Below are 25,517 nucleotides of genomic sequence, written 5' to 3'. Positions count from 1 at the left end.
GTGCGGGTCCTCGGCATCGACCCCGGGCTGACCCGCTGCGGCGTCGGCGTCGTCGACGTGGCTCCCGATCGTTCGGCCAGGCTCGTCGACGTCGTCGTGCTGCGCTCTCCGGCAGAGCTCGCGACGCCGTCCCGTCTCGCGCGCATCGCGGACGGCCTGGAGGCGATCATCGAGGAGCACCGTCCGAACGCGGTCGCGCTCGAACGCGTCTTCGCGCGCAGCGACGTCTCCACGATCATGGGCACGGCGCAGATCTCGGGGGTCGCGATGCTCATCGCCGCACGTCGCGCGCTGCCGGTCGCGTTGCACACGCCGAGCGAGGTGAAGGCCGCGATCACCGGCTACGGTCGCGCCGACAAGAAGCAGGTCGGCACGATGGTGGCGCGCATCCTCGGCCTCGACGAGGTGCCGAAGCCGGCGGACGCCGCGGACGCCCTCGCACTCGCGATCTGCCATGCGTGGCGGACGGGGGGCGTGGCGGGTGCGGCGATCGCCGATGCACAGGCGGGCGCCGGCAGCACCGCGCGCACGGGTCGGGATGCCTCGGGGAACGCACTCACCCCGGCGCAGCGGGCCTGGCTCGCCGCCGAACGCGCCGCGGCCGTGTCGGGGGCAGCCCGTAGGGTGAAGGAGTGATCTCCTCCCTGCGCGGCCGCGTGCTCCAGGCGTCCGGCAGTTCGCTCGTCGTCGAGGTGGCCGGGGTCGGCTACCTCGTGAACGCCACCCCTGCGTTCGTCCTCGCGAGCCGGGTCGGCGACGAGGTGTTCGTGCACACGTCGCTGGTGGTCAGGGAGGACTCGTTGACGCTCTTCGGCTTCGCCACGCGTGACGAGCTCGAGGTCTTCGAACTGCTGATCGGGGTCACCGGCGTGGGGCCGAAGTCCGCGCTCGGCGTGCTCTCGGCCATGTCGCCGATCGACGTCGCTCGCGCCGTGGAGGCAGACGACGACGCCGCCTTCCGCAGGGTGAGCGGCATCGGCCCGAAGACCGCGAAGCTCATCACGGTCTCGCTCGCCGGCAAGCTCGTCGCGCCCGCCGCGGCGGCGCCGGGCGCGCCGGTCGCGACGGGCGGCGTCGCCGACGACGTGCTCGCCGCGCTCACCGGGCTCGGCTGGTCGGAGAAGCTCGCCGGCGAGGCCCTCGCCGAGACGCTCGAGACGGCCGACGATGCCGCCGCGACCTCGGTGCCCGTTCTGCTGCGCCTCACGCTCGCCCGACTCGGCCCGGCGCAGCAGGGGGTCCGCGCCCGATGAGCGACGATGTCGACCTGACCGACCCCGAACTGGCCTCCGAGGCCGAGCTCGCGTTCGAGGGCGCGCTGCGACCGAAGAGCCTCGAGGAGTTCGTGGGGCAGACGCGGGTGCGCGGCCAGCTGCAGCTGCTGCTCTCGGCCGCGGCCATGCAGCAGCGCACTCCCGACCACATCCTGCTCGCCGGTCCGCCGGGGCTCGGCAAGACCACGCTCGCGATGATCGTCGCGCACGAGGGCGGGCGGCCCCTGCGCATGTCGAGCGGACCCGCCATCCAGCACGCGGGCGATCTCGCCGCCATCCTGTCCTCGCTCGTGCCGGGCGAGGTGCTCTTCATCGACGAGATCCACCGCATGGCGCGCTCGGCCGAGGAGATGCTGTACCTCGCGATGGAGGACTTCCGCATCGACATCATGGTGGGCAAGGGGGCCGGCGCGACCTCGGTGCCGCTCGATCTCTCGCCTTTCACGCTCGTGGGGGCGACGACCCGCGCCGGTCTCCTGCCGAACCCGCTGCGCGACCGCTTCGGCTTCACGGCGCACCTCGAGTTCTACGACGAGGCCGAACTCGAACAGGTGCTCGGCCGAGCGGCCACGATGCTCGGGCTCGACATCGACCGCTCGGCGATCGCCGAGATCGCGGGCCGATGCCGCGGCACGCCCCGCATCGCGAACCGCCTGCTCCGGCGCGTGCGCGACTTCGCACTCGTGCACGGCGGACGCGCCGACGTCGACGCCGTGCGCGCGGCGCTCGAGCTGTACGACGTCGACCCGCTCGGGCTCGACCGGCTCGACCGGGCGGTGATGATGACGATCCTCACCAGGTTCGGCGGCGGGCCGGTCGGGCTCAACACCCTCGCCGTGTCGGTCGGCGAGGAGGCGGAGACGATCGAGGCGGTCGTCGAGCCGTTCCTCGTGCGGATCGGCCTGATCACGCGCACGCCGCGTGGTCGGGTGGCCACGCCGTCCGCCTGGCGTCACTTCGGACTCGTTCGCGAGGCGGAGGATGCCGGGGTGACGCTGCCCATCGATGACCTATAATCCTTTGAGGCTCCGGCCACCCCGCCCCTGATCGTGCGCAACGGCGCACACCGGAAGGTTTCCCACCCCATGGTCCTTGATCCGCTGACTCTCATCATGCTCGCCGTCCTGGCGGTCCTGATCTTCTTCATGTTCCGGAACTCCCGGAAGCGCCAGGCGGAGCAGCGCGAGCTGCAGACGAAGGTCCAGCCGGGCGCGACCGTGATGACGAACTTCGGGGTGTTCGGAACGATCCTCTCGATCGACGAGGAGGAGAACCGCGTGGAGCTCGAGTCGTCGCCGGGCACCGTCCTCACGGTGCACCGCCAGACGATCGCCCGCGTGGTGGAGCCCGTCGAGGCGCCGGCCGAGGCCGCTGCCGCGATCGACGGTGAGCCCGAGTTCGGCCAGCGCGTCGACGAGACGCCGAACGACGAGACGCCCGACACCAAGAAGTCGGACGACTGAGGCCCACCCCATAGCTCTGCCCGCGCGATGCTGCGCGGGCTCCCTGCAGAGAAGGCACAACCGTGGCTGCACCATCCAAGCGGTCCTCGCGACCGACGCCCGTCCGCAAGGCCGTGCGATCACTGACCTGGCTCGGCGTCATCATCGTCGCGCTGTTCGGCATCAACGCGGCCGGGGTGATCTGGGGCGGCGGCTCCTGGACCCCGAAGCTCGCGCTCGACCTCGAGGGCGGCACGCAGATCATCCTCGCGCCGCAGCTCGCCGACGGCGAGTCCGTCTCGCAGGAGCAGCTCGACCAGGCGGTGTCGATCATCCGCCAGCGCGTCGACGCCTCCGGCGTATCCGAGGCGGACATCACGACGCAGGGCGGCCAGAACGTCGTCGTCGCGATCCCGGGCGAGCTCGACGAGCAGACCCGGAACCGCATCGAGTCCTCGGCGAAGCTGGAGCTCCGGCCGGTGCTGCTCGCGGACGCCGCGACGAACTCGTCGATCGACCCGAGCGCCAGCCCCGAGCCGACCGAGGGGGCCGAGGGGGAGGAACTCTCGGACACGCCGACCGTCGAGCCGACCGACGCGAGCGACCCGAACTGGGTGACGCCCGCGCTGCAGGACGAGTTCGACACCTTCGACTGCGCGGCGCTCGACGAGAGCGGCGCGAACGTCGCCCCCTCCGACGAGCCGCTCGTCACGTGCGACTCGACCCGGACCATCAAGTACCTGCTCGGACCGGTCGAGGTCAGCGGCGAGGACATCGTCGACGCGACCAACGGCATGGTGCAGACGCAGACGGGCGCCACCACCGGCCAGTGGGCGGTCAACATCGTCTTCAACGAGCGGGGTACCGAGGCGTTCGCCGAGGTCAGCCAGCGGCTGTTCGCGCTCAACGGCCAGACGCCGCGCGACCAGTTCGCCTTCGTGCTCGACGGTGCCGTGCTGTCGGCGCCCCAGATGAACGGCGTCATCACCGACGGTCGACCGCAGGTGACGGGCAACTTCTCGCAGGAGTCGTCGAAGGCGCTCGCCGACCAGCTGAAGTTCGGCGCGCTGCCGATCAGCTTCGAGGTGCAGTCCTCCGACACGATCTCCGCGACCCTCGGAACCTCGCAGCTGCAGTCGGGCCTCATCGCGGGCATCATCGGCCTGATCCTCGTGGTGATCTACACGATCTTCCAGTACCGCGCGCTCGCGTCGGTCACGATCGCGTCGCTCATCATCGCCGGAGTCATCACGTACCTGATGATCACGATCCTCGGCTGGTACCAGGGCTACCGACTGTCGCTGGCGGGCATCGCGGGTCTGATCGTGGCGATCGGCTTCACCGCCGACTCGTTCATCGTGTACTTCGAACGCGTGCGAGACGAACTGCGCGACGGGCGGCCGCTCGTCGGCGCCGTCGAGGCGGGCTGGAAGCGCGCGCTGCGAACGGTCCTCTCCTCGAAGTCGATGAACCTGCTCGCGGCGGTCGTGCTCTACATCCTCGCCGTCGGCAGCGTGCGCGGCTTCGCGTTCACCCTCGGTCTGACCACGATCATCGACGTCATCGTCGTGATCCTGTTCACGCACCCGATGCTGCAGTTGCTCGCGCAGACGCGGTTCTTCTCCAGCGGTCACTCCTGGTCGGGTCTCGACCCGCAGGCGCTGGGGGCGGTCTACCGCGGTCGCGCCGAGTTCCGCAAGCCGGTCGCCGTTCCGGCGAAGAAGGCGGCATCCAGCTCGCGCGAGGCGCAGAGGCGCCAGACCATCGCGGAGCGCAAGGCCGCGCAGGCCGACGCCACCGTCGGCGCCGGCGAGAGCAAGGAGTCCTGATGGCCAGCCGTCTCACCACCTTCGGCAACGACCTCTACACGGGCAAGCGCTCGTTCAACTTCGTCGGCGGACGCCGGAAGTGGTACGCCATCGCCGCGGTGCTCATCATCCTCTCGGTGCTGGTCCCCGTCGTCCGCGGCTTCAACTTCGGCATCGAGTTCCGCGGCGGTTCGCAGTTCCAGATCGTCGGGGTCGAGAACGCGACCGAGCAGCCGGCCATCGACGCCGTCGGAGAGGTCGTCCCCGGCGCGGTCGCCCGCGTGACGATCGTCGGCGACGACGGCGTGCGGGTGCAGACCGACCAGCTCGAGCAGGCGGAGTCGCGCGAGCTGACCACCGCCCTCGCCGACGCGTACGGCGTGCCGGAGTCCGAGGTCACGTCCTCGTTCATCGGTGCGAGCTGGGGTGCGGACATCACGAGGCAGGCGCTCCTCGGCCTGCTCGCGTTCCTGCTCCTCGCCGCGGTCATCATGGCGTTGTACTTCCGCACCTGGAAGATGTCGCTCGCTGCGATCCTGTCGCTCCTCGGCGACCTCGTCGTGACGGCGGGGCTCTACGCCGCCGTGGGCTTCGAGGTGACGCCGGCCGCGGTCATCGGCATCTTGACGATCCTGAGCTACTCGCTCTACGACACCGTCGTGGTCTTCGACAAGATCCGCGAGAACACGTCGGAGGACGGCCAGGAATCCCGTCGCACCTTCGCCGAGTCGGTGAACCTCGCCGTGAACCAGACCCTCGTCCGCTCGATCAACACCAGCGTGGTGGCGGCCCTGCCGGTCGCGGCCATCCTCTTCATCGGTGCCGGCGTGCTCGGGGCCGACACGCTGCGGGACATCTCGCTGGCGCTGCTCATCGGCATCCTCGTGGGCACCTGGTCGACGGTCTTCATCGCCGCGCCGCTGTACTCGCAGCTGCGCGAAGGCGAGCCCGCGATCAAGCGCCACGAGCAGAAGGTGCTCAAGGAGCGCGAGCGCGCGGGCGGCTCCACGGCCGAGGCCGTCCCCGTCTCCTGAGGCGGCCTCCGGACCTCGATGGCGCGTTCCCGCTCCGGAAGCGGTGATAATTGAGGTCTGGAGGTGCGGGGCTCATGACCGATACCGGTGTCAACTCGACGGCGTCACTGCGTCGACTCGTGCCTCGGATCTTCTCCAAGGCACTTCCTGCTGGAGCGGTCGACAGCGTGGTGCGCACCGTGCGCATGCACCATCCGAAGGCCGACCTGTCGGTCATCGAGCGCGCCTACACGGTCGCCGAGCGCGCCCATGAGGGCCAGAAGCGCCGGAGCGGCGAGCCGTACATCACCCACCCGATCGCGGTCGCGCAGATCCTGGCCGACCTCGGCATCGGTTCGAAGGCCGTGGCCGCGGCCCTCCTGCACGACACGGTCGAAGACACCGCCTACACCCTCGACCAGCTCCGCGCGGACTTCGGCGACGAGATCGCGATGCTCGTCGACGGCGTCACCAAGCTCGACAAGGTCAAGTACGGCGACTCGACGCAGGCCGAGACCGTCCGCAAGATGATCGTCGCGATGTCGAAGGACATCCGCGTGCTGATCATCAAGCTCGCCGACCGCCTGCACAATGCGCGCACCTGGGGATTCGTTCCCGCGGCGTCCGCATCGCGGAAGGCGACCGAGACGCTCGAGATCTACGCGCCGCTCGCGCACCGGCTGGGCATCCAGACCATCAAGTGGGAGCTCGAGGACCTCTCGTTCGCGGTCCTCTACCCGAAGCTCTACGCCGAGATCGAGAGCCTGGTCAAGCAGCGCACCCCGCAGCGGGAGGAGTACGTGCAGTCGGTCATCGACCTGGTCTCCGATGACCTCAAGGCCGCACGCATCCGCGGCAAGGTGGTCGGCCGTCCGAAGCAGTACTACTCGATCTACCAGAAGATGATCGTCCGGGGCCGCGACTTCGACGACATCTACGACCTCGTCGGCATCCGGATCCTCGTGAACTCGGTTCGCGACTGCTACGCAGTGCTCGGCTCGATCCACGCGCGCTGGACCCCGGTACCCGGCCGTTTCAAGGACTACATCGCGACGCCGAAGTTCAACCTGTACCAGTCGCTGCACACCACCGTGATCGGGCCCAAGGGGCGGCCCGTCGAGATCCAGATCCGTACGCACGACATGCACCAGCGCGCCGAGTACGGTGTCGCGGCGCACTGGAAGTACAAGGAGCGGATGGCCGCCGGTCATGTCGACAGCGGCTCGACCAAGGGCGACGCCGACATGGCGTGGCTCGCGCACATCTCGGATTGGCAGGCCGAGACGGCCGACCCGGGGGAGTTCCTCGACTCGCTGCGGTTCGAGATCGGCGCGAAGGAGGTCTACGTCTTCACGCCGAAGGGGCGCGTCATCGGCCTGCCCGCGGGTGCGACTCCCGTCGACTTCGCCTACGCCGTGCACACCGAGGTCGGTCACCGCACCATGGGCGCGAAGGTGAACGGGCGGCTCGTTCCGCTCGAGAGCGAGCTCGCGAGCGGCGACGTCGTCGAGGTCTTCACGTCGAAGAACCCCGACTCCGGCCCGAGCAAGGACTGGCTGAACTTCGTCAAGAGCCCGCGTGCGAAGAGCAAGATCCGCCAGTGGTTCACGAAGGAGCGTCGCGACGAGGCGATCGAGCACGGCCGCGATGCGATCGCGCGGGCGATGCGCAAGCAGAACCTCCCGCTGCAGAAGCTGATGAGCCAGGAGTCGTTCGCCGAAGTCGCGGCACAGCTGCGCTACGACGACGTCTCGGCGCTCTACGCCGCCGTCGGCGAGGGCCACGTGTCGACCCAGTCGGTCATCGAGAAGGTGATCGCCCTCGTCCGCGACGTCGACGACGCCGACGAACCGGAGCTCCCCGCCATCCCCGTCCGATCGCGTCCGCTTCCGCGCACGAGCGATTCGGGCGTGCTCGTGCGAGGGGCGCCCGACATCCTCGTCAAGATCGCACGGTGCTGCACGCCCGTGCCGGGAGACGACATCATCGGCTTCATCACGCGCGGGTCGGGCGTCTCGGTCCACCAGGCGTCGTGCCACAACGTGCAGTCGCTGCTTCGAGAGCCGGACCGCATGATCGACGTCGAGTGGGCGCCGAGTTCGAAGAGCGTGTTCCTGGTGCAGATCCAGATCGAGGCGCTCGACCGGGCCGGCCTGCTCTCCGACGTCACGCGGGTGCTGAGCGAACACCACGTCAACATCCTGTCGGCGAACGTGTCGACCTCCACCGACCGGCTGGCGATCAGCCGATTCGTCTTCGAGATGGGCGACACGACCCACCTCGACCGGGTCCTCAACGCCGTGCGCCGCATCGACGCGGTCTACGACGTCTACCGCGTCAGCGACGGCTGACTCGCGGCGAACACCGCGGCGTCGCCGAGACGCCGGAGCGCCGCGGACTTGTGCGGCATCCGGCGGGAGTGCTCCATCCGTGCACGGACGCGTCCCTCCGCGCCCGCGTCGAGGGCGAGCAGGGCGGCGACGATCCGGACCGCGTCGGGCGCGGGCTCGGCGTCGCGGACGAGGTCGTAGACCGTGCGGTCGAGCGTGGTGCAGCGGATGCCGCCCACCTCCGCGATCTCGTCGGACGTGATCGCGACCTCGCGCAGCACCATGGCGCGGGGGAGCGACCTGGTCGACACCCGCGAGGCGTGCGGCACGCAGCACTCCGGCGCGACGGGCGGCGCCGGTAGCGCGCCGTGCACCCAGGCGGCCGACCGTCGCTCGACGATGAACGGCGCGGGCAGGCCGGGCGCGACGATCGCGGCGCGCAGGCTCGGCAGGTCGGGCTCGTCGACCGGGCACCACCCGTCGCCGATCCGCATGAGCTCGCCGTCGAGTCGGGCGGCGCAGAGCTCGGCGAGGGGAAGGTCGTGGACGTCGAGGACGGAGGAGAGTCGGGCCATGCGCCCATGGTGCGTCAGCCGGGGACGCTCCGGGACGCGGTCGCCCCGGATTGTGGATGGTGCAGGTCGTGGGCGGCCGGTGCAGGAGGATCGGACGATTCGACCCGCCGTCGCGGGCGCGAGGGCGGGTCGGAGTCGGATCCGCGCCGGATCAGCCGCCGACGGCTTTGAGCCAGGCCCGGCGAGCGTCGAGCGCCTCACGGGCCGCGGCGATCGCCTTCGCGTCGCCCGCGGACTCGGCCTCGGCGAGCTCGGACTCGAGCTTCGAGATCGCGTCGTGCAGCTGGCCGAGCATGCCCTCGGACCGCGCCTTCTTCTCCGGATCCTCGCGTTCCCAGCGCTCGTCCTCCAGGGCGCGGACGTGGTTCTCGACCTTGCGCAGACGGTCCTCGACCGTGCGGACCTGGTCGCGGGGCACTCGGCCGATCTCGTCCCACCGGCGCTGGATGCCGTTCAACGTGGAGCGAGCGACCCGGGCGTCCTTCGACGCGAGCAACGCGTCGGCCTCGTCGAGCAGCGCGAGCTTCTCGGTGAGGTTCGCGCGATACTCCTCGTCGTCCTTCGCGTCGATCTCGGCCTTCGCCTGGAACAACACGTCGCCCGCGGCCTTGAACTTCGCCCAGAGCGCGTCATCGACCTTCTTGCCGGCGCGGCCGGCCTGCTTCCACTCGTCGAGCAGCGCCCGGTACTCGACGACGCCGTCGGCGCCGCGCGGCGCGAGCGCCTCGGCGCGCTCGATCAGGCGCTGCTTGCGCTGGCGCACCTCGCGGTGAGCCGCGTCGAGCTCGGCGAAGAACGCCTTGCGGTGCTGCTCGATCGTCGAGCGGGCGGCCCGGAACCGCTTCCAGAGCTCGTTCGCCTCGCCCTTGGGCAGGCGCGGCCCGTCCTGCTGGTGCCTCTGCCAGCGGGAGAACAGTCCGTCGAGCTCGGCGGAGGTCTGCTTCCACTGCGTCTTCGCCGGGTCCTGTGCGGCGAGCGCCTCGGCCTCCTCGACGATGCGCGTGCGCTCGGCGATCGCGTCGGCGAGCGCCGCCTTGGCCTCTGCCTGCTGCTGCGCCGTGAGTTCCTGCGTCGTACCCGAGAGGGCCTCGAGTCGGCGGGTGAGCGCGTCGAGGTCGCCGACGGCGTGCGCGTCGGCGACGCTCGCCTGGAGCGTCGCGACGGCCTTGGCGACATCCGCTGCGGGGGCACCGCGTCGCACGCGCTGCTCGAGCAGGCCGACCGCGCCGGCGAGGTCGGCGTACTTCCGCTCGAAGTAGGCCAGCGCCTCCTCAGCGGTCGCGTCGGGGTACTGCCCGACCTCGCGCTCGCCCTCGCTGGTCCGCACGAAGACGGTGCCCGTCTCGTCGACGCGGCCCCACGGTTGCTGTGCTGAATCGGTCACGAACTCACCCTGTCGTCGTGCGGATGCCGCATGCGCGGCGGATAGACGGCATCAAGCCTATTGCACCCTCGGGGAGGCCGTCGGTCCCTTGCGAGCGTCGGCCGGAGGCTCATTCCACGACGAACGAGGTGATGCTCACGGGTCGCACCGGGGCCCCGTCGGTCGCGCCGTCGGCGACGCCCCCGTCGGTGATGTCGGTGCGCAGCGCATCGAGCCCGTCGGTCACGCGACCGATCACGGTGTACCCGCCTGCGGCGTCGGACGGGATCGTGGAGTCCTCGTAGACGACGAAGAACTGGCTGCCCTGGCTGTCGGCCGCGCCGCCCTGGCGTGCCATCGCGATGGTGCCGGCCGGGTAGACCTCGTCGGCCGGCGCGTTCTCGATCGGGCCGTAGCTGTAGCCCGGCCCGCCCGAGCCGTCGCCGTTCGGGTCGCCGCACTGGAGCACGAAGATGCCCTCGGTGGTGAGGCGGTGGCAGGTGAGCCCGTCGTAGAAGCCGGAGTCGACGAGGCTCACGGTGCTCGCCACCGCCTGCGGCGCAGCGGCGCCGTCGAGCTCGATCGAGAGCGTGGTGTCGTTCAGCGTGAGCGCGCCGACCCACGTGCGGTCCTCCGCCAGGTCGGGAGAGGGGACCTCGGCGGCCTCGGCGGTCGGCGTCGGGGTCGGCGTGGGCTCGGCCTCCGGTGCGCCCGGGCCCCCGGAGAAGTAGAAGAGCTGTGCGGCGGTGGCGAGCGCGAGCACCACGACGAGGGCGACGCCGGCGATGACGTTGTCGCGGGTCCGTCGGCGCACCGCACGGCGGTGCACCTCCTGGCGGGCCTGGTACGTGCGGAGGCGCGTCCGCTCCTCGCGCGCCTGACGGTCGTTCGTTGCCACGCTGCTCCTTCGGGGGAATCCTGCGGGGAGAGCCTACGGGGCCGTGCCCTGCGCTCGCGAATCGCGCGACCCCGCACCGACGGCGGTGTCGGTTCCCCGGATTACGCTGGTCGGCATGGTGGATTCGGCCCAGGGGCTGCGCTCGGGCGCGACCCCCCTCGCGGTGCGCATGCGGCCGCGGAGCCTCGACGAGGTGGCCGGCCAGCGGCACCTGCTGACCCCCGGCTCGCCGCTCGTGGCGCTCGCCGCCGACCGCACGGGGGAGTCGGGCGCGGTCTCGGTGATCCTGTGGGGTCCGCCCGGTACCGGCAAGACGACGCTCGCGCAGGCGATCGCGCGTTCGTCGGGGCGCAAGTTCGTCGAGCTCTCGGCGGTCACCGCGGGCGTGCGCGACGTGCGGCAGGTGATGGAGGCCGCGCGCGCCGATCGCGACCTCTACGGCGTATCGACCGTGCTGTTCCTCGACGAGATCCACCGCTTCACGAAGGCCCAACAGGACGCGTTGCTCCCGGGCGTGGAGAACGGCTGGGTCATCCTCGTCGCGGCAACCACCGAGAACCCGTCGTTCTCGGTGATCTCGCCGCTGCTGTCGCGCTCGTTGCTGCTCACGCTCGAGACCCTCGACGACGACGACCTCGGGATGCTCGTGGACCGCGCGGTCGCCGACCCCCGGGGCCTCGACGGTCGGGTCGACCTCGCTCCCGAGGCGCGGGCGGCGATCGTGCGCCTGGCATCGGGCGACGCACGTCGTGCGCTCACGGCCCTCGAGGCGGCATCCACCTCTGCGCTCAGCGAGGTCGCCCAGAGCGCTGCGGCCGACGAGTCGACGGCGGATGCCGCCGGCGACGACGGTGGCGCCGACGAGGAGGGCGGCGCCGGCGACGCCGGAGTCTCGGACGGCGTGGCGCCGCGCGCGCTCATCACGCCCGAGGTGGTCGCTCGAGCGGTCGACCGCGCGCTCCTGCGATACGACCGCGACGGCGACGAGCACTACGACGTGATCAGCGCGTTCATCAAGTCGGTGCGCGGCAGCGACGTCGACGCCGCACTCCATTACCTCGCGCGCATGATCGAGGCCGGCGAGGATCCGCGCTTCATCGCGCGCCGGATCATCGTGCTCGCGTCGGAGGACATCGGCATGGCCGATCCCACCGCGCTCGGGGTGGCCGTGGCCGCGGCCGACGCGGTGCAGTACATCGGCATGCCGGAGGGGCGCATCCCATTGGCGCAGGCGGTGGTGCACCTCGCGACCGCGCCGAAGTCGAACGCCGCCTACCTCGGTATCGACGCCGCGCTGGCCGACGTCCGCGCGGGTCGGGCCGGCCGCGTCCCGAAGCACCTGCGCGACGCGCACTACCCGGGCGCGAAGCGCCTCGGCCACGGCAAGGGATACGCATACCCGCACGACGACCCGATCGGCGTCGTGCCGCAGCAGTACCTGCCCGACCCGCTGAAGGGCGCCGTCTACTACACGCCGACCGAGCACGGGAACGAGCGCGAGGTGTCGGCGCGTCTGGCCAAGCTCCGCCGCATCGTGCGCGGTGAACGCTGACCGTGCGTCCATGATAAGATCGTCGCTGGCCTGAAGCCAGATTCTCGCGTGCGGCTGCGCGGTTTCCACGGCGAAGGGATGCGACCTGTAGCCGGTCGCCCCGTGGCGAACCCCTCTGAACATCGTCTTTCCGGCGACGAGCGCGCCCGGAACCACACCGTTTGAGAATCCTCCGAAAGGACATCGTGACCAACCAGTCCCGAAGCAAGACCCGCCTCTCCCGCGCGCTCGGCGTCGCCCTCACCCCGAAGGCCGCCAAGTACATGGAGAAGCGTCCGTACGCCCCCGGCGAGCACGGCCGCACCAAGCGCAAGCAGGACTCCGACTACGCGGTCCGCCTCCGCGAGAAGCAGCGCCTGCGCGCCCAGTACGGCATCCGCGAGAAGCAGCTCCGCATCGCGTTCAACGAGGCCCGCCGCACCGACGGCCTGACCGGTGAGAACCTCGTCGAGCTCCTCGAGATGCGCCTCGACGCGCTCGTGCTCCGCGCCGGCTTCGCCCGCACCATCTCGCAGGCCCGCCAGTTCGTGGTGCACCGCCACATCACCGTCGACGGCAATATCGTCGACCGCCCCTCGTTCCGCGTGAAGCCGGGCCAGGTCGTGGGCGTCAAGCAGCGCTCCGAGGGCACCGAGCCGTTCCAGGTCGCGGCGGCCGGCGGCCACGTCGACGTGCTCCCCAAGACCCCGGGCTACCTCGAGGTCGAGCTCGACAAGCTGCAGGCCAAGCTCGTGCGTCGCCCGAAGCGCGCCGAGGTGCCCGTCACGTGTGACGTCCAGCTCGTCGTCGAGTACTACGCCGCGCGGTAGTCGGCGGTTCTCCCGGACGGGGTCGCGGTTCGCCGCGGCCCCGTTCGTCGTCTCCACGGAGGTTCGAGGCCTCCCCGCGGCATCCGTCGCACGCCCTAGACTGAGACGACGCGTGCGCACCGCGCGGCGCGAGCACGACCCATCGAGGAGTGAGACGTGAAGAGCATCCTGTGGTTCACCGTCGGCGTCGCGGCCGGGTTCGCGGTCGCGCACCAGGTCAACCGCACGGCCCAGGGCCGTGAGTTCTTCTCGGGGATCGACGCCAAGGCGCGCGCGTTCGGACGTGCGGTGGCCGAGGGCTACCACGCCCGTGAGGCCGAGCTCCGGGCGGCCGAAAACCACTAGACGCGGCGCGAGAGCCGTCCCGCGTGCGAGCGCGGGAGTTCCACAATCCCCACGAACCAGAACGGAACCATGCAGACTGCCGAGATCCGCCAGCGCTGGCTTGACTTCTTCGCGGCACGCGGCCACACGGTCGTGCCGTCGGCCTCGCTCGTGTCCGACGACCCCTCGTTGCTGTTCACGGTGGCCGGCATGGTGCCGTTCGTCCCGTACCTCACGGGAGTCGTCCCCGCGCCGTACCCGCGCGCCACGAGCGTGCAGAAGTGCATCCGGACGAACGACATCGAGGAGGTCGGCAAGACCCCTCGCCACGGCACGTTCTTCCAGATGAACGGCAACTTCTCGTTCGGCGACTACTTCAAGGAGGGGGCGATCACGTTCGCGTGGGAGCTCCTGACCTCTCCGGAGGCAGACGGCGGCTACGGCTTCGACCCGGAGGACCTCTGGGTCACCGTCTACGAGGACGACGACGAGGCGCGCGAGATCTGGAAGCGCGTCGCGGGCCTGCCCGAGGAGCGCATCCAGGGCCTCGGCAAGGACACCAACTACTGGCACACCGGCCAGCCCGGACCCGCCGGCCCGTGTTCGGAGATCTTCTTCGATCGCGGCCCCGAGTACGGCATCGACGGCGGCCCCGCCACTGACGACGACCGCTACGTCGAGATCTGGAACCTCGTGTTCATGCAGTACCTCATCGCCGACGTGAAGTCGAAGACCGACTTCACGATCGTGAAGGAGCTGCCCAAGAAGAACATCGACACCGGCATGGGCCTCGAGCGCGTCGCGTTCATCAAGCAGGGCGTCGACAACATGTACGAGATCGACCAGGTGCGGCCCGTCCTCGACGAGGCCGCGCGCCTCTCCGGTCGCCGGTACGGCGCCGATCACGAGGACGACGTGCGCATGCGCGTCATCGCCGACCACATCCGCTCATCGCTCATGCTCATGAGCGACGGCGTGACGCCCTCGAACGAGGGCCGCGGGTACATCCTGCGCCGCCTGCTCCGCCGCAGCATCCGCGCGATGCGCCTGCTCGGCGTCGAGGGACCGACCTTCCGCGAGCTGTTCGCCGCGTCGCGCGACGCGATGAAGGCCGCCTACCCCGAGGTCGCGACGAGCTACACCCAGATCGAGCAGCTCGCCCTCGGCGAGGAGGCGACCTTCCTCCGCACCCTGACCGCGGGCACCGCGATCCTCGACACCGCGGTGGCGAGGACCAAGGCGGATGGCGCGGCCGAACTCGCCGGCGACACCGCGTTCCTCCTGCACGACACGTACGGCTTCCCGATCGAGCTCACGCTCGAGATGGCCGAGGAGGCGGGGCTGGCCGTCGACCGTCCGGCGTTCGACACGCTCATGGCCGACCAGCGATCGCGCGCGAAGGCCGATGCGAAGTCGAAGAAGAAGGTGCTCGCCGACCTCTCGGTCTACAGCGACTTCCGTGCCAGGGGCGAGACCGTCTTCACGGGCTACACCGACCTGGTGACCGACTCGAGCGTGCTCGGGATCCTCGTGGACGGCCGGCCCGTCGCGTCGGCGACCGCCGGCCAGACGGCCGAGGTGATCCTCGCCGAGACCTCGCTGTACGCCGAGTCCGGCGGCCAGGCGCCCGACCAGGGCCGCATCGTCGGCGACGGGTTCGAACTCCGGGTGCTCGACGTGCAGAAGCCGGTCAAGGGCCTCATCAGCCACACCGTGACCGTCACGGCAGGCGAGGTCGGAGTCGGCGTGCCTGCGACGAGCATCGTCGACGAGGACTACCGGCGCGGTGCGACGCAGGCCCACTCCGGCACGCATCTCGTGCACGCGGCGCTCCGCCAGGTGCTCGGACCGACGGCGCACCAGTCCGGTTCGTTCAACAAGGCGGGCTACCTGCGACTCGACTACGGCTGGAACCAGGCGCTCTCGACAGAGACGCGCAGCGAGATCGAGGAGGTCGCGAACGGGGCCGTCCGTGAGAACCTCGAGGTGGTCACTCGCGAGATGCCGATCGACGAGGCGAAGGCGCTCGGCGCCATGGCGCTGTTCGGCGAGAAGTACGGCGACGTGGTGCGCGTGGTCGACATCGGCGGGCCGTGGTCGCGCGAGCTCTGCGCGGGCACCCACGTCACCCGGAGCGCCGAGATCGGCATGATCAACATCGTCGGCGAGTCCTCGGTCGGCGCGTCCAACCGCCGCGTCGAGTCGCTCGTCGGGCGGGACGCGTTCCAGCGCTTCGCCGCCGAGCGTGCCCTCGTCACCGAGCTGACGGGCACCTTGAAGACACGCCCCGAGCTGCTCGTGGACCGGGTCGGCGAGCTCGTCGCGAGCCTCAAGGCGGCGGAGAAGAAGATCCAGGCCTTCGAGGCGAAGGCCCTGAACGATCGCGTGCCCGATCTCGCCGCGAAGGCGGAACGGGCCGGCGATCTGCTGATCGTCACCGAGACGGTGGGGAAGCTCGGCTCGGGCGACGAGCTCCGCTCGCTCGCGACGGCCGTGCGCGCGCGGCTCGGCGACGCGGCATCCGTCATCGCGCTCGTCGGCGAGGTCGGCGGCAAGCCGCTGGCGATCGCCGCGACCTCTCCGGCCGCCCGTGAGGAGGGTGCGAACGCGGGCGCGATCGCGAAGGCGATGGCGGCGGCCCTCGGCGGCGGCGGTGGCGGCAAGCCCGACCTGGCGCAGGGGGGCGGCACCGATCTCGCCGCGATCCCCGCGGCACTGAGGGCCGCGCGAACCGCGTCAGGGGCCTGATCGTGCGACCCGGAGCGCGCCTCGGCATCGACGTCGGCCGAGCGCGCATCGGCGTCGCGCGCTGCGATCCGTCGGCGATCCTCGCGGTCCCCGTCGAGACGGTCGCCCGGCGCGCCGACGACGAGGGCGGCGACGTCCGCCGGGTGCTCGAGCTGGCCGGCGAGTTCGAGGCGATCGAGCTCGTCGTCGGCCATCCGCTCTCGCTCTCGGGGCAGGCGACGGCGTCGACGGCCGACGCGGTGGGCTTCGCCGAGCGGCTTGCGCGGGCCGGCGCGAGGGTTCGGCTCGTCGACGAGCGGATGTCGACCGTGAGCGCCCAGCAGGCGCTCCGGTCGGCGGGGAAGTCCTCGAAGAAGCAGCGTCCGATCATCGACCAAGCTGCAGCCGTTATCATTCTGCAACACGCCATCGATGCCGAACGCGCATCGGGCACCGCCCCCGGACGCACGATCTCCGTCGAGGAAGGCCCCTGACCTCGTGACACAGCTCCCCCCCGAGCGCCGCAGCGGCGCCGTGCCGCCGCCATCCGACCAGCGATGGGGTGACCACGCGGCCGGGACCGGCGCGGCGCCCGCGCAGCCGTCGGTGCCGCGGACCCGACGGGAGCTCCGGGAGATGGAGCAGCGGGCGGCCGCCGAGGCAGCGCAGCACGCCGCAGAGGAGGAGGCGCGTCGCGGCGCCGCGGAGGAGTCTCGCCGGGCGGCCGCGTACGAGGCGGAGCGCGCGGCTGCGGAGGAGGCCCGGCGTCGTGCCGAGGAGGGCGCGCGGCAGCAGCGGCCGCAACCGCCCGCGGCGCCACGGAGCCCGACGCACGCGGTTCCGTCGCCGCAGTCGGCACGCGCCGCCGCGACCGGTCCGACCGGACTCCCGGGCCAGCATCCGCGATCCCGGGCGCCCGAGGCGGCTCCGTACCCGACTGCCGACGCGTACGCCGAGCACGACCGGTACGCCGAGCACGACCGGTACGCCGAGCACGACGCGTACGCCGAGCACGACCGGTACTCCGGGCAGGACGCGACCGCCGGGCAGGACGCCTACGCCGGGCCCGACCGGTACGCCGAGCGGGACGCGTACGCCGAGCAGGACGCGTACGCCGGGCACGACCCGTACGACGGTTCCGAACGATACGCCCGGCGCGACGCGTACGCCGAGGACGACGCGTACGCCGAGCACGACCCGTACGCCCAGCACGACCCGTACGGTCAGGCGTCGCAGTACGCCGAGGAGTCGCAGTATCCGACGGACGCGCGCCGTCCGGAGGACGGCGCCCAGTGGAGCGACCAGGGGTACGACCTCGACGACGCCCGGTACGCAGCGTCCGGCGCGGGCGCCGCGGCATCCGCCCGGCCGACGCATGGCCGGCCCGACGACGGGGAATGGCCGACCGGCGGTCGCGGCCTCGTCACCGAGACCGACCCCAACGAGCAGGACCCGTTCGCCGACTGGCGCAGCGACGACCCGCGCCCGTCGCGCGCCGACCGCCGCGCCGCGGCGTCCTGGGAGTTCGAGGAGCACGAGCGCGAACCGAACCGCCGCCGGCGCGGGGCATGGGGCTGCCTCATCGCCCTGATCGTGCTCGGCGCGCTCGTCGCCGGCGCCGTGTTCTTCTTGCAGGGCCCGATCACCTCGCTGATCGAGCGGTTCCAGCCGCCCGAGGACTACTCGGGCGCGGGCACCGGCGAGATCGTCTTCATGATCAACGAGGGCGACGGCGGCGAGACCATCGCGGTGAACCTCGAGGAGCAGGACGTCGTCGCCTCCTCGGAGGCCTTCATCGAGGAGGTCACGAGCCGCTCCGAGCAGCCCACCTTCTACCCGGGCGCCTACCGTCTGGCGAACCAGATGAGCGCCGAGGAGGCGCTCGACGCGCTGCTCGATCCCGAGAACAAGCTCGAGAACACCTTCGTGATCCAGGAGGGGCTGTGGGCGCGCGATGCGCTCGCGAACGCCGCCGCGGCGACCGGGATCCCGATCGAGGAGCTCGAGGCCGCGGCATCCGACCCCCAGGCGCTCGGCCTGCCCGCTGAGGCCACCAGCGTCGAGGGCTTCCTATTCCCGGCGACCTACACCTTCGGCCCCGACGTGACGGCCGACGAGGTCGTGCAGACGCTCGTCGACCGGTCGTTCCAGGCACTCGACGATGCCGGCGTCGCCCCTGAGGACCGGTGGGAGACGGTGGTCATCGCCTCGCTCATCGAGCGGGAGGCCGGTTCCGAGGCCGACGCCTACAAGGTGTCCCGAGTGATCAGGAACCGGCTCGATCCGAACCAGTTCCCGTCGCAGCTGCTGCAGTTCGACTCGACGGTGCACTACGGCACCGGCGACGACACCGTCGTGACGACGACCGACGCCGAACGCGCCGACGCGTCGAACCCGTACAACACGTACGTGCATCCCGGCCTCCCGCCGGGGCCGATCGGCAACCCGGGCGACGTCACGATCGACGCCGCGCAGAACCCGGCCGACGGGCCGTGGCTGTACTTCGTCACGGTGAACCTCGAGACGGGCGAGACCGTGTTCTCGGCGACGCTGGAGGAGCACGAGGCCGCGGTCGAGCAGTTCCTGCAGTACCTCGACGAGAACGGATGACCATGGCGACGAGGCTGGCGGTGCTCGGCTCCCCGATCGAGCACTCGAAGAGCCCGCCGCTGCATCTCGCGGCGTACGAGCGGCTCGGGCTCGACTGGCGGTACGACGCGATCGAGGTGCGGTCGGGCGAGCTCGCGGGCTTCCTCGGGCGGGTCCGGGCCGATGCGGATGCCGCGTGGCGGGGCCTGTCGCTGACCATGCCGCTGAAGCACGAGGTGCTCGAGCACCTCGACGGCGCGGACCGCCTCGTCGAACTCGCCCGCGCCGCGAACACCGTCCGGTTCGCAGAGGACGGCACGCTGCAGGGCTTCAACACCGATGTCGGCGGCATCGTCCGAGCGCTCGGCGAGGCCGGTCTCGAGCGCGTCCACCGGGGCGTGCTCATCGGCGGCGGGGCGACCGCGTCGTCGGCGCTCGTCGCGATGGCCGAGCTCGGCGCCGTCGAGGTCGATGCGGTCGTGCGCAACCCCGACCGGGCGATCGGCGTCGAGGAGCTCGGCCGACGCCTGGGGCTCGTCGTGCACGTGCGCCCGCTCGCGGAGCTCGCGGACGCGGCATCCGCCGACCTCGTCGTGAGCACCGTGCCCGGTGGCTCCGACCTCGGTGCCGTGCCCTCGGCGCCGCTCACGACCTCGGCGCTCCTGCTCGACGTCGCGTACGATCCGTGGCCGTCGCGGCTCGCCGCCGGCTGGCTCGACCGCGGAGGCCGAGTCGTCCACGGTGTCGGGATGCTCCTCCACCAGGCGCTCCTGCAGGTGCGCATCTTCGTCTCCGGTGACCCGTTCGAGCCGCTGCCCGACGAGGAGGCCGTGCTCGACGTCATGCGCCGGAGCCTTTGATTCCGCTGTGGGAGGATGGTGGGCATGCTCCGATGGCTCACCGCCGGGGAATCGCACGGCCCCGAACTCGTCGCGATCCTCGAAGGCCTCCCCGCAGGCATCCCCGTCTCCCTCGATGACATCCGCGCGGACCTGGCGCGCCGCAAGCTCGGCTACGGCCGCGGTGCGCGGATGAAGTTCGAGCAGGACGAGCTGGCCGTCTCCGGGGGCGTCCGTCACGGCCTGACCCTCGGAAGCCCCGTGGCCCTGCGGATCGGCAACACCGAGTGGCCGAAGTGGCAGCAGGTCATGAGCCCCGAGCCCGTCGACGCCGAGGCGCTCGGCGGCGGCCGTGGGGCGCCGCTCACGCGGCCGCGTCCGGGGCACGCCGACCTGGTGGGCATGCAGAAGTACGGCTTCGACGAGGCCCGCCCGGTGCTCGAGCGCGCGAGCGCGCGCGAGACGGCCGCGCGCGTCGCGCTCGGCGCGGTCGCCCGGTCCTTCCTCGGCGAGCTCGGCATCCGCCTCGTCTCGCACACGGTCGCGATCGGTCCGGTCCGCGTCCCGGAGGGCAGCGAGCTGCCGATGCCCTCCGACGTCGACCGGCTCGACGCCGACCCGCTCCGCTGCTTCGACGCGGCGACGAGCGAGCGGATGGTGGCCGAGGTCGACGACGCGCACAAGGAGGGCGACACGCTCGGCGGCGTCGTCGAGGTGCTCGCCTACGGCCTGCCGCCCGGGCTCGGCTCGCACGTGCACTGGGACCGCCGACTCGACGCGCAGCTCGCGGCCGCGCTCATGGGCATCCAGGCGATCAAGGGCGTCGAGGTCGGCGACGGCTTCGAGACGACCCGCCGGCGAGGATCGGCGGCGCACGACGAGCTGCACCTCGCCGACGGCCGGATCGTGCGCGCGAGCGACCGCGCGGGCGGCACCGAGGGCGGCATGTCGACGGGCACCGTGCTGCGGGTCCGTGCGGGCATGAAGCCGATCGCGACCGTCCCGCGCGCCCTGCCGACGATCGATGTCGCGACCGGCGAGCCGGCTCCGGCGCACCACCAGCGCTCCGACGTGTGCGCGGTCCCGGCGGCGGGCGTCGTCGCCGAGGCGATGGTCGCGCTCACCGTGGCGAACGCGGTCATCGAGAAGTTCGGCGGCGACTCGGTGGCCGAGACCCGGCGCAACCTCGAGGCCTACCTCGCGGCGATCCCCGACGCGCTCGCGAGCGAGGTCGCCGACGGCGCGGTCCGTGCCTGAGCCGCACCGGACGGATGCCGCGGCTCGCGGCACACGGGCGGTGCCCCTGCCGATCGTGCTCGTGGGCCCCATGGGCTCGGGCAAGTCGCGCGTGGGCGCCCGCCTCGCGGCATCCGTCGGGGCACCGTTCGTGGACACCGACCAGCGGATCGTCGAACGCTACGGCCCGATCGAGGAGATCTTCGCGCGCGAGGGCGAGGCGGCCTTCCGCGCGATCGAGCGGCAGGTCGTCGCCGAGGCCCTGCGCGAGCCGGCGGTCGTCTCGCTCGGCGGCGGCGCGGTCCTCGACGCCGGCACCCGCGCCGACCTCGCCCGCCTCGCGGTCGTCGGATTGGACGTGCGGCCCGAGGCCGTCGCCCCCCGACTGGCCGGGAGCACCCGGCCGCTGCTGGCCGACGGCGGGCTCGATCGGTGGATCCGCATCCGTGCGGAACGCCGGCCGCTGTACGACGAGGTCGCGGGCCTCAGCATCGACACCTCGCGTCGCTCGGTCGCGCGGATCGTCGAGGAGATCACCGAGTGGGCTGGAGGACGCGAATGAGCGAGCACGGGGCGACGGCGACGGTGATCCGCGTCGGCGGCGACGACGGGTACGACGTGCGCATCGGCCGCGGCGTCGTGGACGGGCTCGGCGACGCCATCGGCGCATCGGCGCGCAAGGTGCTGATCGTCCATCCGGCCACCCTCGGCGCGCGCGCCGCAGTGCTGCGCGAGGCGCTCGGCGACCGATTCGACGTGCTCCTCGCCGAGGTGCCGGACGCCGAGCAGGCCAAGCGCGTCGAGGTCGCGGCGTTCTGCTGGCAGATCCTCGGCCAGGCCGACTTCACGCGCACGGACGTGGTCGTCGGCTTCGGCGGGGGAGCCATCACCGATCTCGCGGGCTTCGTGGCGGCGACCTGGCTCCGCGGCGTCCGCATCGTCCAGGTCCCCACGACCGTGCTCGGCATGGTCGACGCCGCCGTCGGCGGCAAGACCGGCATCAACACCAACGAGGGCAAGAACCTCGTGGGCGTCTTCCACGCGCCGGCCGAGGTGCTGTGCGACCTCGAGGTGCTCGACACCCTTCCGAAGAACGAGATCCTCGCGGGCTTCGCCGAGATCGTGAAGGCCGGGTTCATCCGCTACCCGGAGATCCTCGACGTGATCGAGGCCGACCCGGACGTCGCGACCGACCCGACGACGCCCGAGTTCCGCCGTGTCGTGGAACTCGCGATCCGGATGAAGGCCGACGTCGTCTCCGAGGACTTCCGCGAGGCGGGCCTCCGCGAGATCCTCAACTACGGGCACACGCTCGGCCACGCGGTCGAGCACGCCGAGCGCTACCAGTGGCGGCACGGCGCTGCGGTCGCGGTCGGCATGGCGTTCGCCGCCGAGCTCGGCCGGCTCTCCGGGCGCCTCTCCGACGAGGTGGCCGACCGGCACAAGCAGGTGCTCGACCTGCTCAGCCTGCCGACCTCGTACCCCGCCGGGCGGTGGAACACGCTCCTGGCGACCATGCAGCGCGACAAGAAGGCCCGCGCCGGCCAGCTCCGCTTCATCGTGCTCGACGACCTCGCCAAGCCCACGGTCATGCTCGCGCCCGACCAGTCGCTGCTGTTCGCCGCCTACCAGGAGATCGCGTCCTGAGCGCGTTCGGGGCCCCGGCCGCCGGGTCGGGCGACGGATGCCGCGCCGCTAGGCTTCCGGCATGACCACGATCCTCGTCCTGAACGGCCCGAACCTGGGGCGCCTCGGCACCCGCGAGCCCGAGGTGTACGGGTCGGAGACGCTCGCCGACGTCGGCGCGAGCCTCGCGGCATCCGTTCCCGACGGCATCGAGATCGACCTGCGGCAGACCGACGACGAGGCCGAGCTCATCGGCTGGATCCACGAGGCCGTGGACCGGCGGCTGCCGGTCGTGCTGAACCCCGCCGCATTCACGCACTACAGCTATGCGCTGCGCGACGCGGCGGCCCAGTTGAAGACCGCGGGCGTGCCGCTCGTCGAGGTGCACATGTCGAACCCGCACGCCCGCGAGACGTTCCGGCACACGAGCGTGATCTCGGGCGTCGCGACCGGGGTGATCGCCGGCTTCGGGTCGGACTCCTACCGGCTCGCGGTCGACTGGCTCCTGCGATCGCACGGCTGAGTCGACTACACTCGATCAGTCGCATGCCCTTCGGCGTGCCCGCAGACTTCCCTCCATCGAACGGAAAGCACTTCCATGGCATCCACCGCTGACATCAAGAACGGCGTCGTCCTGAACATCGACGGCCAGCTCTGGAGCGTCGTCGAGTTCCAGCACGTCAAGCCCGGCAAGGGCGGTGCGTTCGTGCGCACCAAGCTGAAGAACGTCGTGACCGGCAAGGTCGTCGACAAGACGTACAACGCGGGCGCCAAGGTCGACATCGAGAACGTCGATCGTCGCGACTTCACCTACCTGTACAACGACGGCGACGGCTTCGTGTTCATGGACCAGACCGACTACGACCAGCTCACCGTGCCCGCGGCGACCGTGGGCGACGCCGCGAACTTCATGCTCGAGAACCAGTCGGTCACGATCGCGCTGAACAACGGCAACCCGCTCTACGTCGAGCTCCCCGCCTCGGTCGTGCTCGAGATCACGTACACCGAGCCGGGCCTGCAGGGCGACCGCTCGACCGGCGGCACGAAGGCCGCGACGGTCGAGACCGGGTACGAGATCCAGGTTCCGCTGTTCCTGGAGACCGGTACCAAGGTCAAGGTCGACACCCGGTCGGGCGACTACCTCGGCCGCGTGAACGACTAGTGAGCGCCCGCACGAAGGCGCGCAAGCGCGCCCTCGACATGCTGTACTCGGCCGACATGCGACAGGTCCCGGTCGAGCAGGTGCTGGCCGTCGAGGCCGAGCGCGCGGTGAACGAGCCCGAGCGCCAGGCGTCGTGGCTGTACGCGCGCGAGATCGTCGACGGCATCGTCGACCATCGCGAGGAGATCGACGAGCTCATCACCACGCACTCGCGAGGCTGGACCCTCGAGCGCATGCCGGCCGTCGACCGGGCGCTGCTGCGCATCGGCGTCTGGGAGATCGTCTACAACGACGAGGTGCCCGACCCGGTCGCGATCTCCGAGGCGGTCGAGGCTGCCACCGTGCTCTCGACCGACGACTCCGCGGGCTTCGTCAACGGCCTCCTCGCGGCCGTGTCGCACTCGAAGGGCTGACGCCCGGCGGCACCGCGACCCGCTGGCCGGGCGTTCCCGATCCGGCTCAGGCCGCCGGCCGCTCGCTCCGATGGCGTTCGACGAGCGCCGTCGTGTGCTCGACCACCTCGCGCGGCCCGTCGTGCGCGCGCAACGCGCGGCCGATCGCCTCGGCGCGCTCCCGGTATCCCGGGTCTGTTGCGAGGCGTCGCCACGCGCGCAGGATCGCCCGCGGCCGGGGCGACCCCGTCCGCAGGTCGATCCCCGCGCCGGCCCAGCCGATGCGCGCGGCGATGACGGGCTTGTCGATGTCGCCGCCCGCGACGATGAGCGGGATCCCGTGCGACAACGCGGCGAGCACGCCGCCCCAGCCGCCGTTCGTGATCATCGCCTCGACGCGCGGCAGCAGTGCGGCGTAGTCGACGAGCCCGGCGACGTACGCGTTCGGCGGCACCGGGAACGGGACATCCGGCGCGTCGGCGCGCCCGGTCGTCGCGACGATCGAGACGGGCTGTCGACCGAGGGCCGCGAACGCGGGGCGGATGAGGTCGTCCGGGTCGACGTTCAGCGTGCCCTGCGTCACGTGGACGACGGGCCGGTCGTCCGGCAGGTCGGCCCACCACGCCGGCGGATCCGTCCGGACCGATCCGGTCGGCGCGAGCGCACCGACGAACTCGATGCGGACGGGCCACGAGCTGCGCGGGAACTCGAGCTCGGGAACCCCCGACGCGCAGACCAGGTCGGGGGAGTGCCAGGCGGCCTCGAGCGGGGCGTCGGTCGGCGGCAGGCCGGATGCCGCGCGCTGCGCGTCGTACGCCCGCTGCACGCCGCGCGAACCGAATGAGAGGGCGGCGTTCAGCACCCGGTCGCGGAGCCTGCCGAGCGGGCCCGTCGCGGGGAGCAGCGGGAGGATGGGCGGCGGCAGCTCCGGCGTGGGCATCGAGAGCGGCACGATGCTCACGGTGACCGACGGCGTCCCGGTGCGCTCCGCGGCGAAGTGCGCGCCGAGGCTCAGCCCGTCGGCGACGATGACCTCCCACGGCTGTTCCCGGTACGCCGCGACGAGGTCGTCGCCCTGCGCCGCGCCCGTCCCGACGAACAGGTGCTCGACGTTCGCGAGCAGCTGCCGCGGGCCCCTCCGCCCACGCAGGGCGGGAAAGGTCGCGGCGAGGTCGAGCTCGTCGAAGTCCGGCGCCCTCGACCACGGGACCACCTCGGCGCCGAGTGCGGCGAACCGGTCGGCGTAGGCGCGTCCCGTGTAGACGCGGACCCGATGCCCCGCCTCGACGAAGGCGGCGGTCACGGCCGCGAGCGGTGCGACGTGGCCCGCGAAGGGCATGACGGCGATCATGACGTCGGCCATGCGCCATTGCAGCACGTGCCGCTCCTGCGCCGCCAGACCGCCGCGTCAGGACCCCCCGGACGGGGGTGGAGTACGGGTCCACCCGGAGCAGGGCACCGGGCGTTCCCCCCGCGGGAAACGGGGATGTCCCTCCGCGGCTTCCGGCGCGAGCACTGATCCGGGGGATCGCCTCCGGCTGTTCACTGGGACATGTCG

General features: G+C 71.6%; 24 protein-coding genes. 20 read left to right on the top strand and 4 right to left on the bottom strand.

The genetic code is table 11. The annotated features are described in order from the left end of the window. The 7 genes from ruvC to ACULK2_RS10100 all read left to right on the top strand — a co-directional run bounded on the left by ruvC (position 1) and on the right by ACULK2_RS10100 (position 7,888). Positions 1 to 636, top strand: a complete 636-nt coding sequence (gene ruvC / locus ACULK2_RS10130) for a crossover junction endodeoxyribonuclease RuvC (protein ID WP_445967130.1) — start codon at positions 1 to 3, stop codon at positions 634 to 636. Further along, positions 633 to 1,253 (top strand): Holliday junction branch migration protein RuvA, encoded by a 621-nt coding sequence (ruvA, locus tag ACULK2_RS10125; protein WP_445967129.1) that lies wholly within the window; start codon positions 633 to 635, stop codon positions 1,251 to 1,253. The genes ruvC and ruvA overlap by 4 nt, the downstream gene beginning before the upstream one ends. After that, positions 1,250 to 2,290: a Holliday junction branch migration DNA helicase RuvB gene (ruvB, locus tag ACULK2_RS10120; RefSeq protein ID WP_445967128.1), complete on the top strand. Its 1,041-nt coding sequence runs from the start codon at positions 1,250 to 1,252 to the stop codon at positions 2,288 to 2,290. Before ruvA ends, ruvB begins: the two co-directional genes overlap by 4 nt. A gap of 96 nt (positions 2,291 to 2,386) precedes the next feature. Beyond that, complete coding sequence (yajC, locus tag ACULK2_RS10115; RefSeq protein WP_501044915.1) at positions 2,387 to 2,737, top strand: preprotein translocase subunit YajC; 351 nt, start codon at positions 2,387 to 2,389, stop codon at positions 2,735 to 2,737. Positions 2,738 to 2,799: 62 nt separating this feature from the next. Next, complete coding sequence (gene secD, locus ACULK2_RS10110) at positions 2,800 to 4,545, top strand: protein translocase subunit SecD (RefSeq protein ID WP_445967126.1); 1,746 nt, start codon at positions 2,800 to 2,802, stop codon at positions 4,543 to 4,545. Then, positions 4,545 to 5,558 (top strand): protein translocase subunit SecF, encoded by a 1,014-nt coding sequence (secF, locus tag ACULK2_RS10105; protein WP_445967125.1) that lies wholly within the window; start codon positions 4,545 to 4,547, stop codon positions 5,556 to 5,558. Before secD ends, secF begins: the two co-directional genes overlap by 1 nt. Positions 5,559 to 5,632: 74 nt before the next feature. Next, positions 5,633 to 7,888, top strand: coding sequence for a RelA/SpoT family protein (locus tag ACULK2_RS10100; RefSeq protein WP_445967124.1), 2,256 nt, complete (start codon positions 5,633 to 5,635; stop codon positions 7,886 to 7,888). Here ACULK2_RS10100 and ACULK2_RS10095 read toward each other — a convergent pair. The 3 genes from ACULK2_RS10095 to ACULK2_RS10085 all read right to left on the bottom strand — a co-directional run bounded on the left by ACULK2_RS10095 (position 7,867) and on the right by ACULK2_RS10085 (position 10,703). Further along, the gene (locus tag ACULK2_RS10095) at positions 7,867 to 8,442 is read right to left on the bottom strand and encodes a type IV toxin-antitoxin system AbiEi family antitoxin (RefSeq protein WP_445967123.1); all 576 of its coding nucleotides are present in this window, start codon (positions 8,440 to 8,442) and stop codon (positions 7,867 to 7,869) included. The two genes, ACULK2_RS10100 and ACULK2_RS10095, sit on opposite strands and share 22 nt — an antisense overlap. Before the next feature lie 151 nt (positions 8,443 to 8,593). Beyond that, positions 8,594 to 9,826, bottom strand: coding sequence for a DUF349 domain-containing protein (locus ACULK2_RS10090; RefSeq protein WP_445967122.1), 1,233 nt, complete (start codon positions 9,824 to 9,826; stop codon positions 8,594 to 8,596). Positions 9,827 to 9,935: 109 nt separating this feature from the next. Beyond that, entirely contained in the window at positions 9,936 to 10,703 is a 768-nt protein-coding gene (locus ACULK2_RS10085) for a peptidylprolyl isomerase (protein WP_445967121.1), read from the bottom strand. A 115-nt stretch (positions 10,704 to 10,818) separates the two neighbouring features. Between ACULK2_RS10085 and ACULK2_RS10080 the strand changes: the two genes are divergently transcribed. From ACULK2_RS10080 to nusB, 13 genes are all read left to right on the top strand, one after another. Further along, a complete protein-coding gene (locus ACULK2_RS10080; RefSeq protein ID WP_445967120.1) occupies positions 10,819 to 12,255 on the top strand; it encodes a replication-associated recombination protein A in 1,437 nt (478 codons plus the stop codon). A 185-nt stretch (positions 12,256 to 12,440) separates the two neighbouring features. Then, positions 12,441 to 13,064, top strand: a complete 624-nt coding sequence (gene rpsD, locus ACULK2_RS10075; protein WP_445967119.1) for a 30S ribosomal protein S4 — start codon at positions 12,441 to 12,443, stop codon at positions 13,062 to 13,064. Positions 13,065 to 13,220: 156 nt separating this feature from the next. Beyond that, positions 13,221 to 13,409 carry a hypothetical protein gene (locus ACULK2_RS10070; RefSeq protein ID WP_445967118.1) on the top strand — a complete coding sequence of 63 codons (189 nt, stop codon included), beginning with the start codon at positions 13,221 to 13,223 and terminating at the stop codon, positions 13,407 to 13,409. Between the two features lie 69 nt (positions 13,410 to 13,478). Next, the gene (alaS, locus tag ACULK2_RS10065; RefSeq protein WP_445967117.1) at positions 13,479 to 16,136 is read left to right on the top strand and encodes an alanine--tRNA ligase; all 2,658 of its coding nucleotides are present in this window, start codon (positions 13,479 to 13,481) and stop codon (positions 16,134 to 16,136) included. Positions 16,137 to 16,138: 2 nt separating this feature from the next. After that, positions 16,139 to 16,609, top strand: coding sequence for a Holliday junction resolvase RuvX (gene ruvX / locus ACULK2_RS10060; protein WP_445967116.1), 471 nt, complete (start codon positions 16,139 to 16,141; stop codon positions 16,607 to 16,609). Between the two features lie 4 nt (positions 16,610 to 16,613). Next, positions 16,614 to 18,725, top strand: coding sequence for an endolytic transglycosylase MltG (gene mltG / locus ACULK2_RS10055; protein WP_445967115.1), 2,112 nt, complete (start codon positions 16,614 to 16,616; stop codon positions 18,723 to 18,725). Between the two features lie 2 nt (positions 18,726 to 18,727). After that, the gene (locus ACULK2_RS10050) at positions 18,728 to 19,564 is read left to right on the top strand and encodes a shikimate dehydrogenase (RefSeq protein ID WP_501044914.1); all 837 of its coding nucleotides are present in this window, start codon (positions 18,728 to 18,730) and stop codon (positions 19,562 to 19,564) included. 24 nt (positions 19,565 to 19,588) lie between these two features. Then, complete coding sequence (aroC, locus tag ACULK2_RS10045) at positions 19,589 to 20,800, top strand: chorismate synthase (RefSeq protein WP_445967113.1); 1,212 nt, start codon at positions 19,589 to 19,591, stop codon at positions 20,798 to 20,800. Next, positions 20,793 to 21,341 (top strand): shikimate kinase, encoded by a 549-nt coding sequence (locus tag ACULK2_RS10040; protein WP_445967112.1) that lies wholly within the window; start codon positions 20,793 to 20,795, stop codon positions 21,339 to 21,341. The genes aroC and ACULK2_RS10040 overlap by 8 nt, the downstream gene beginning before the upstream one ends. Beyond that, the gene (gene aroB, locus ACULK2_RS10035; protein ID WP_445967111.1) at positions 21,338 to 22,426 is read left to right on the top strand and encodes a 3-dehydroquinate synthase; all 1,089 of its coding nucleotides are present in this window, start codon (positions 21,338 to 21,340) and stop codon (positions 22,424 to 22,426) included. The genes ACULK2_RS10040 and aroB overlap by 4 nt, the downstream gene beginning before the upstream one ends. A 61-nt stretch (positions 22,427 to 22,487) precedes the next feature. Then, on the top strand, positions 22,488 to 22,928 hold the full coding sequence (locus ACULK2_RS10030; protein WP_445967110.1) for a type II 3-dehydroquinate dehydratase: 441 nt from the start codon (positions 22,488 to 22,490) through the stop codon (positions 22,926 to 22,928). A gap of 75 nt (positions 22,929 to 23,003) precedes the next feature. Further along, positions 23,004 to 23,567, top strand: coding sequence for an elongation factor P (efp, locus tag ACULK2_RS10025; protein WP_445967109.1), 564 nt, complete (start codon positions 23,004 to 23,006; stop codon positions 23,565 to 23,567). Continuing rightward, positions 23,567 to 23,980, top strand: a complete 414-nt coding sequence (gene nusB / locus ACULK2_RS10020) for a transcription antitermination factor NusB (RefSeq protein WP_445967108.1) — start codon at positions 23,567 to 23,569, stop codon at positions 23,978 to 23,980. Before efp ends, nusB begins: the two co-directional genes overlap by 1 nt. A gap of 46 nt (positions 23,981 to 24,026) precedes the next feature. Here nusB and ACULK2_RS10015 read toward each other — a convergent pair whose 3' ends face one another. After that, positions 24,027 to 25,337 carry a glycosyltransferase gene (locus ACULK2_RS10015; protein WP_445967107.1) on the bottom strand — a complete coding sequence of 437 codons (1,311 nt, stop codon included), beginning with the start codon at positions 25,335 to 25,337 and terminating at the stop codon, positions 24,027 to 24,029. Positions 25,338 to 25,517: the final 180 nt, after the last annotated feature.

Source organism: Agromyces molybdatiresistens, assembly GCF_052748445.2.
This window is presented reverse-complemented; position numbering and strand designations above follow the sequence as displayed.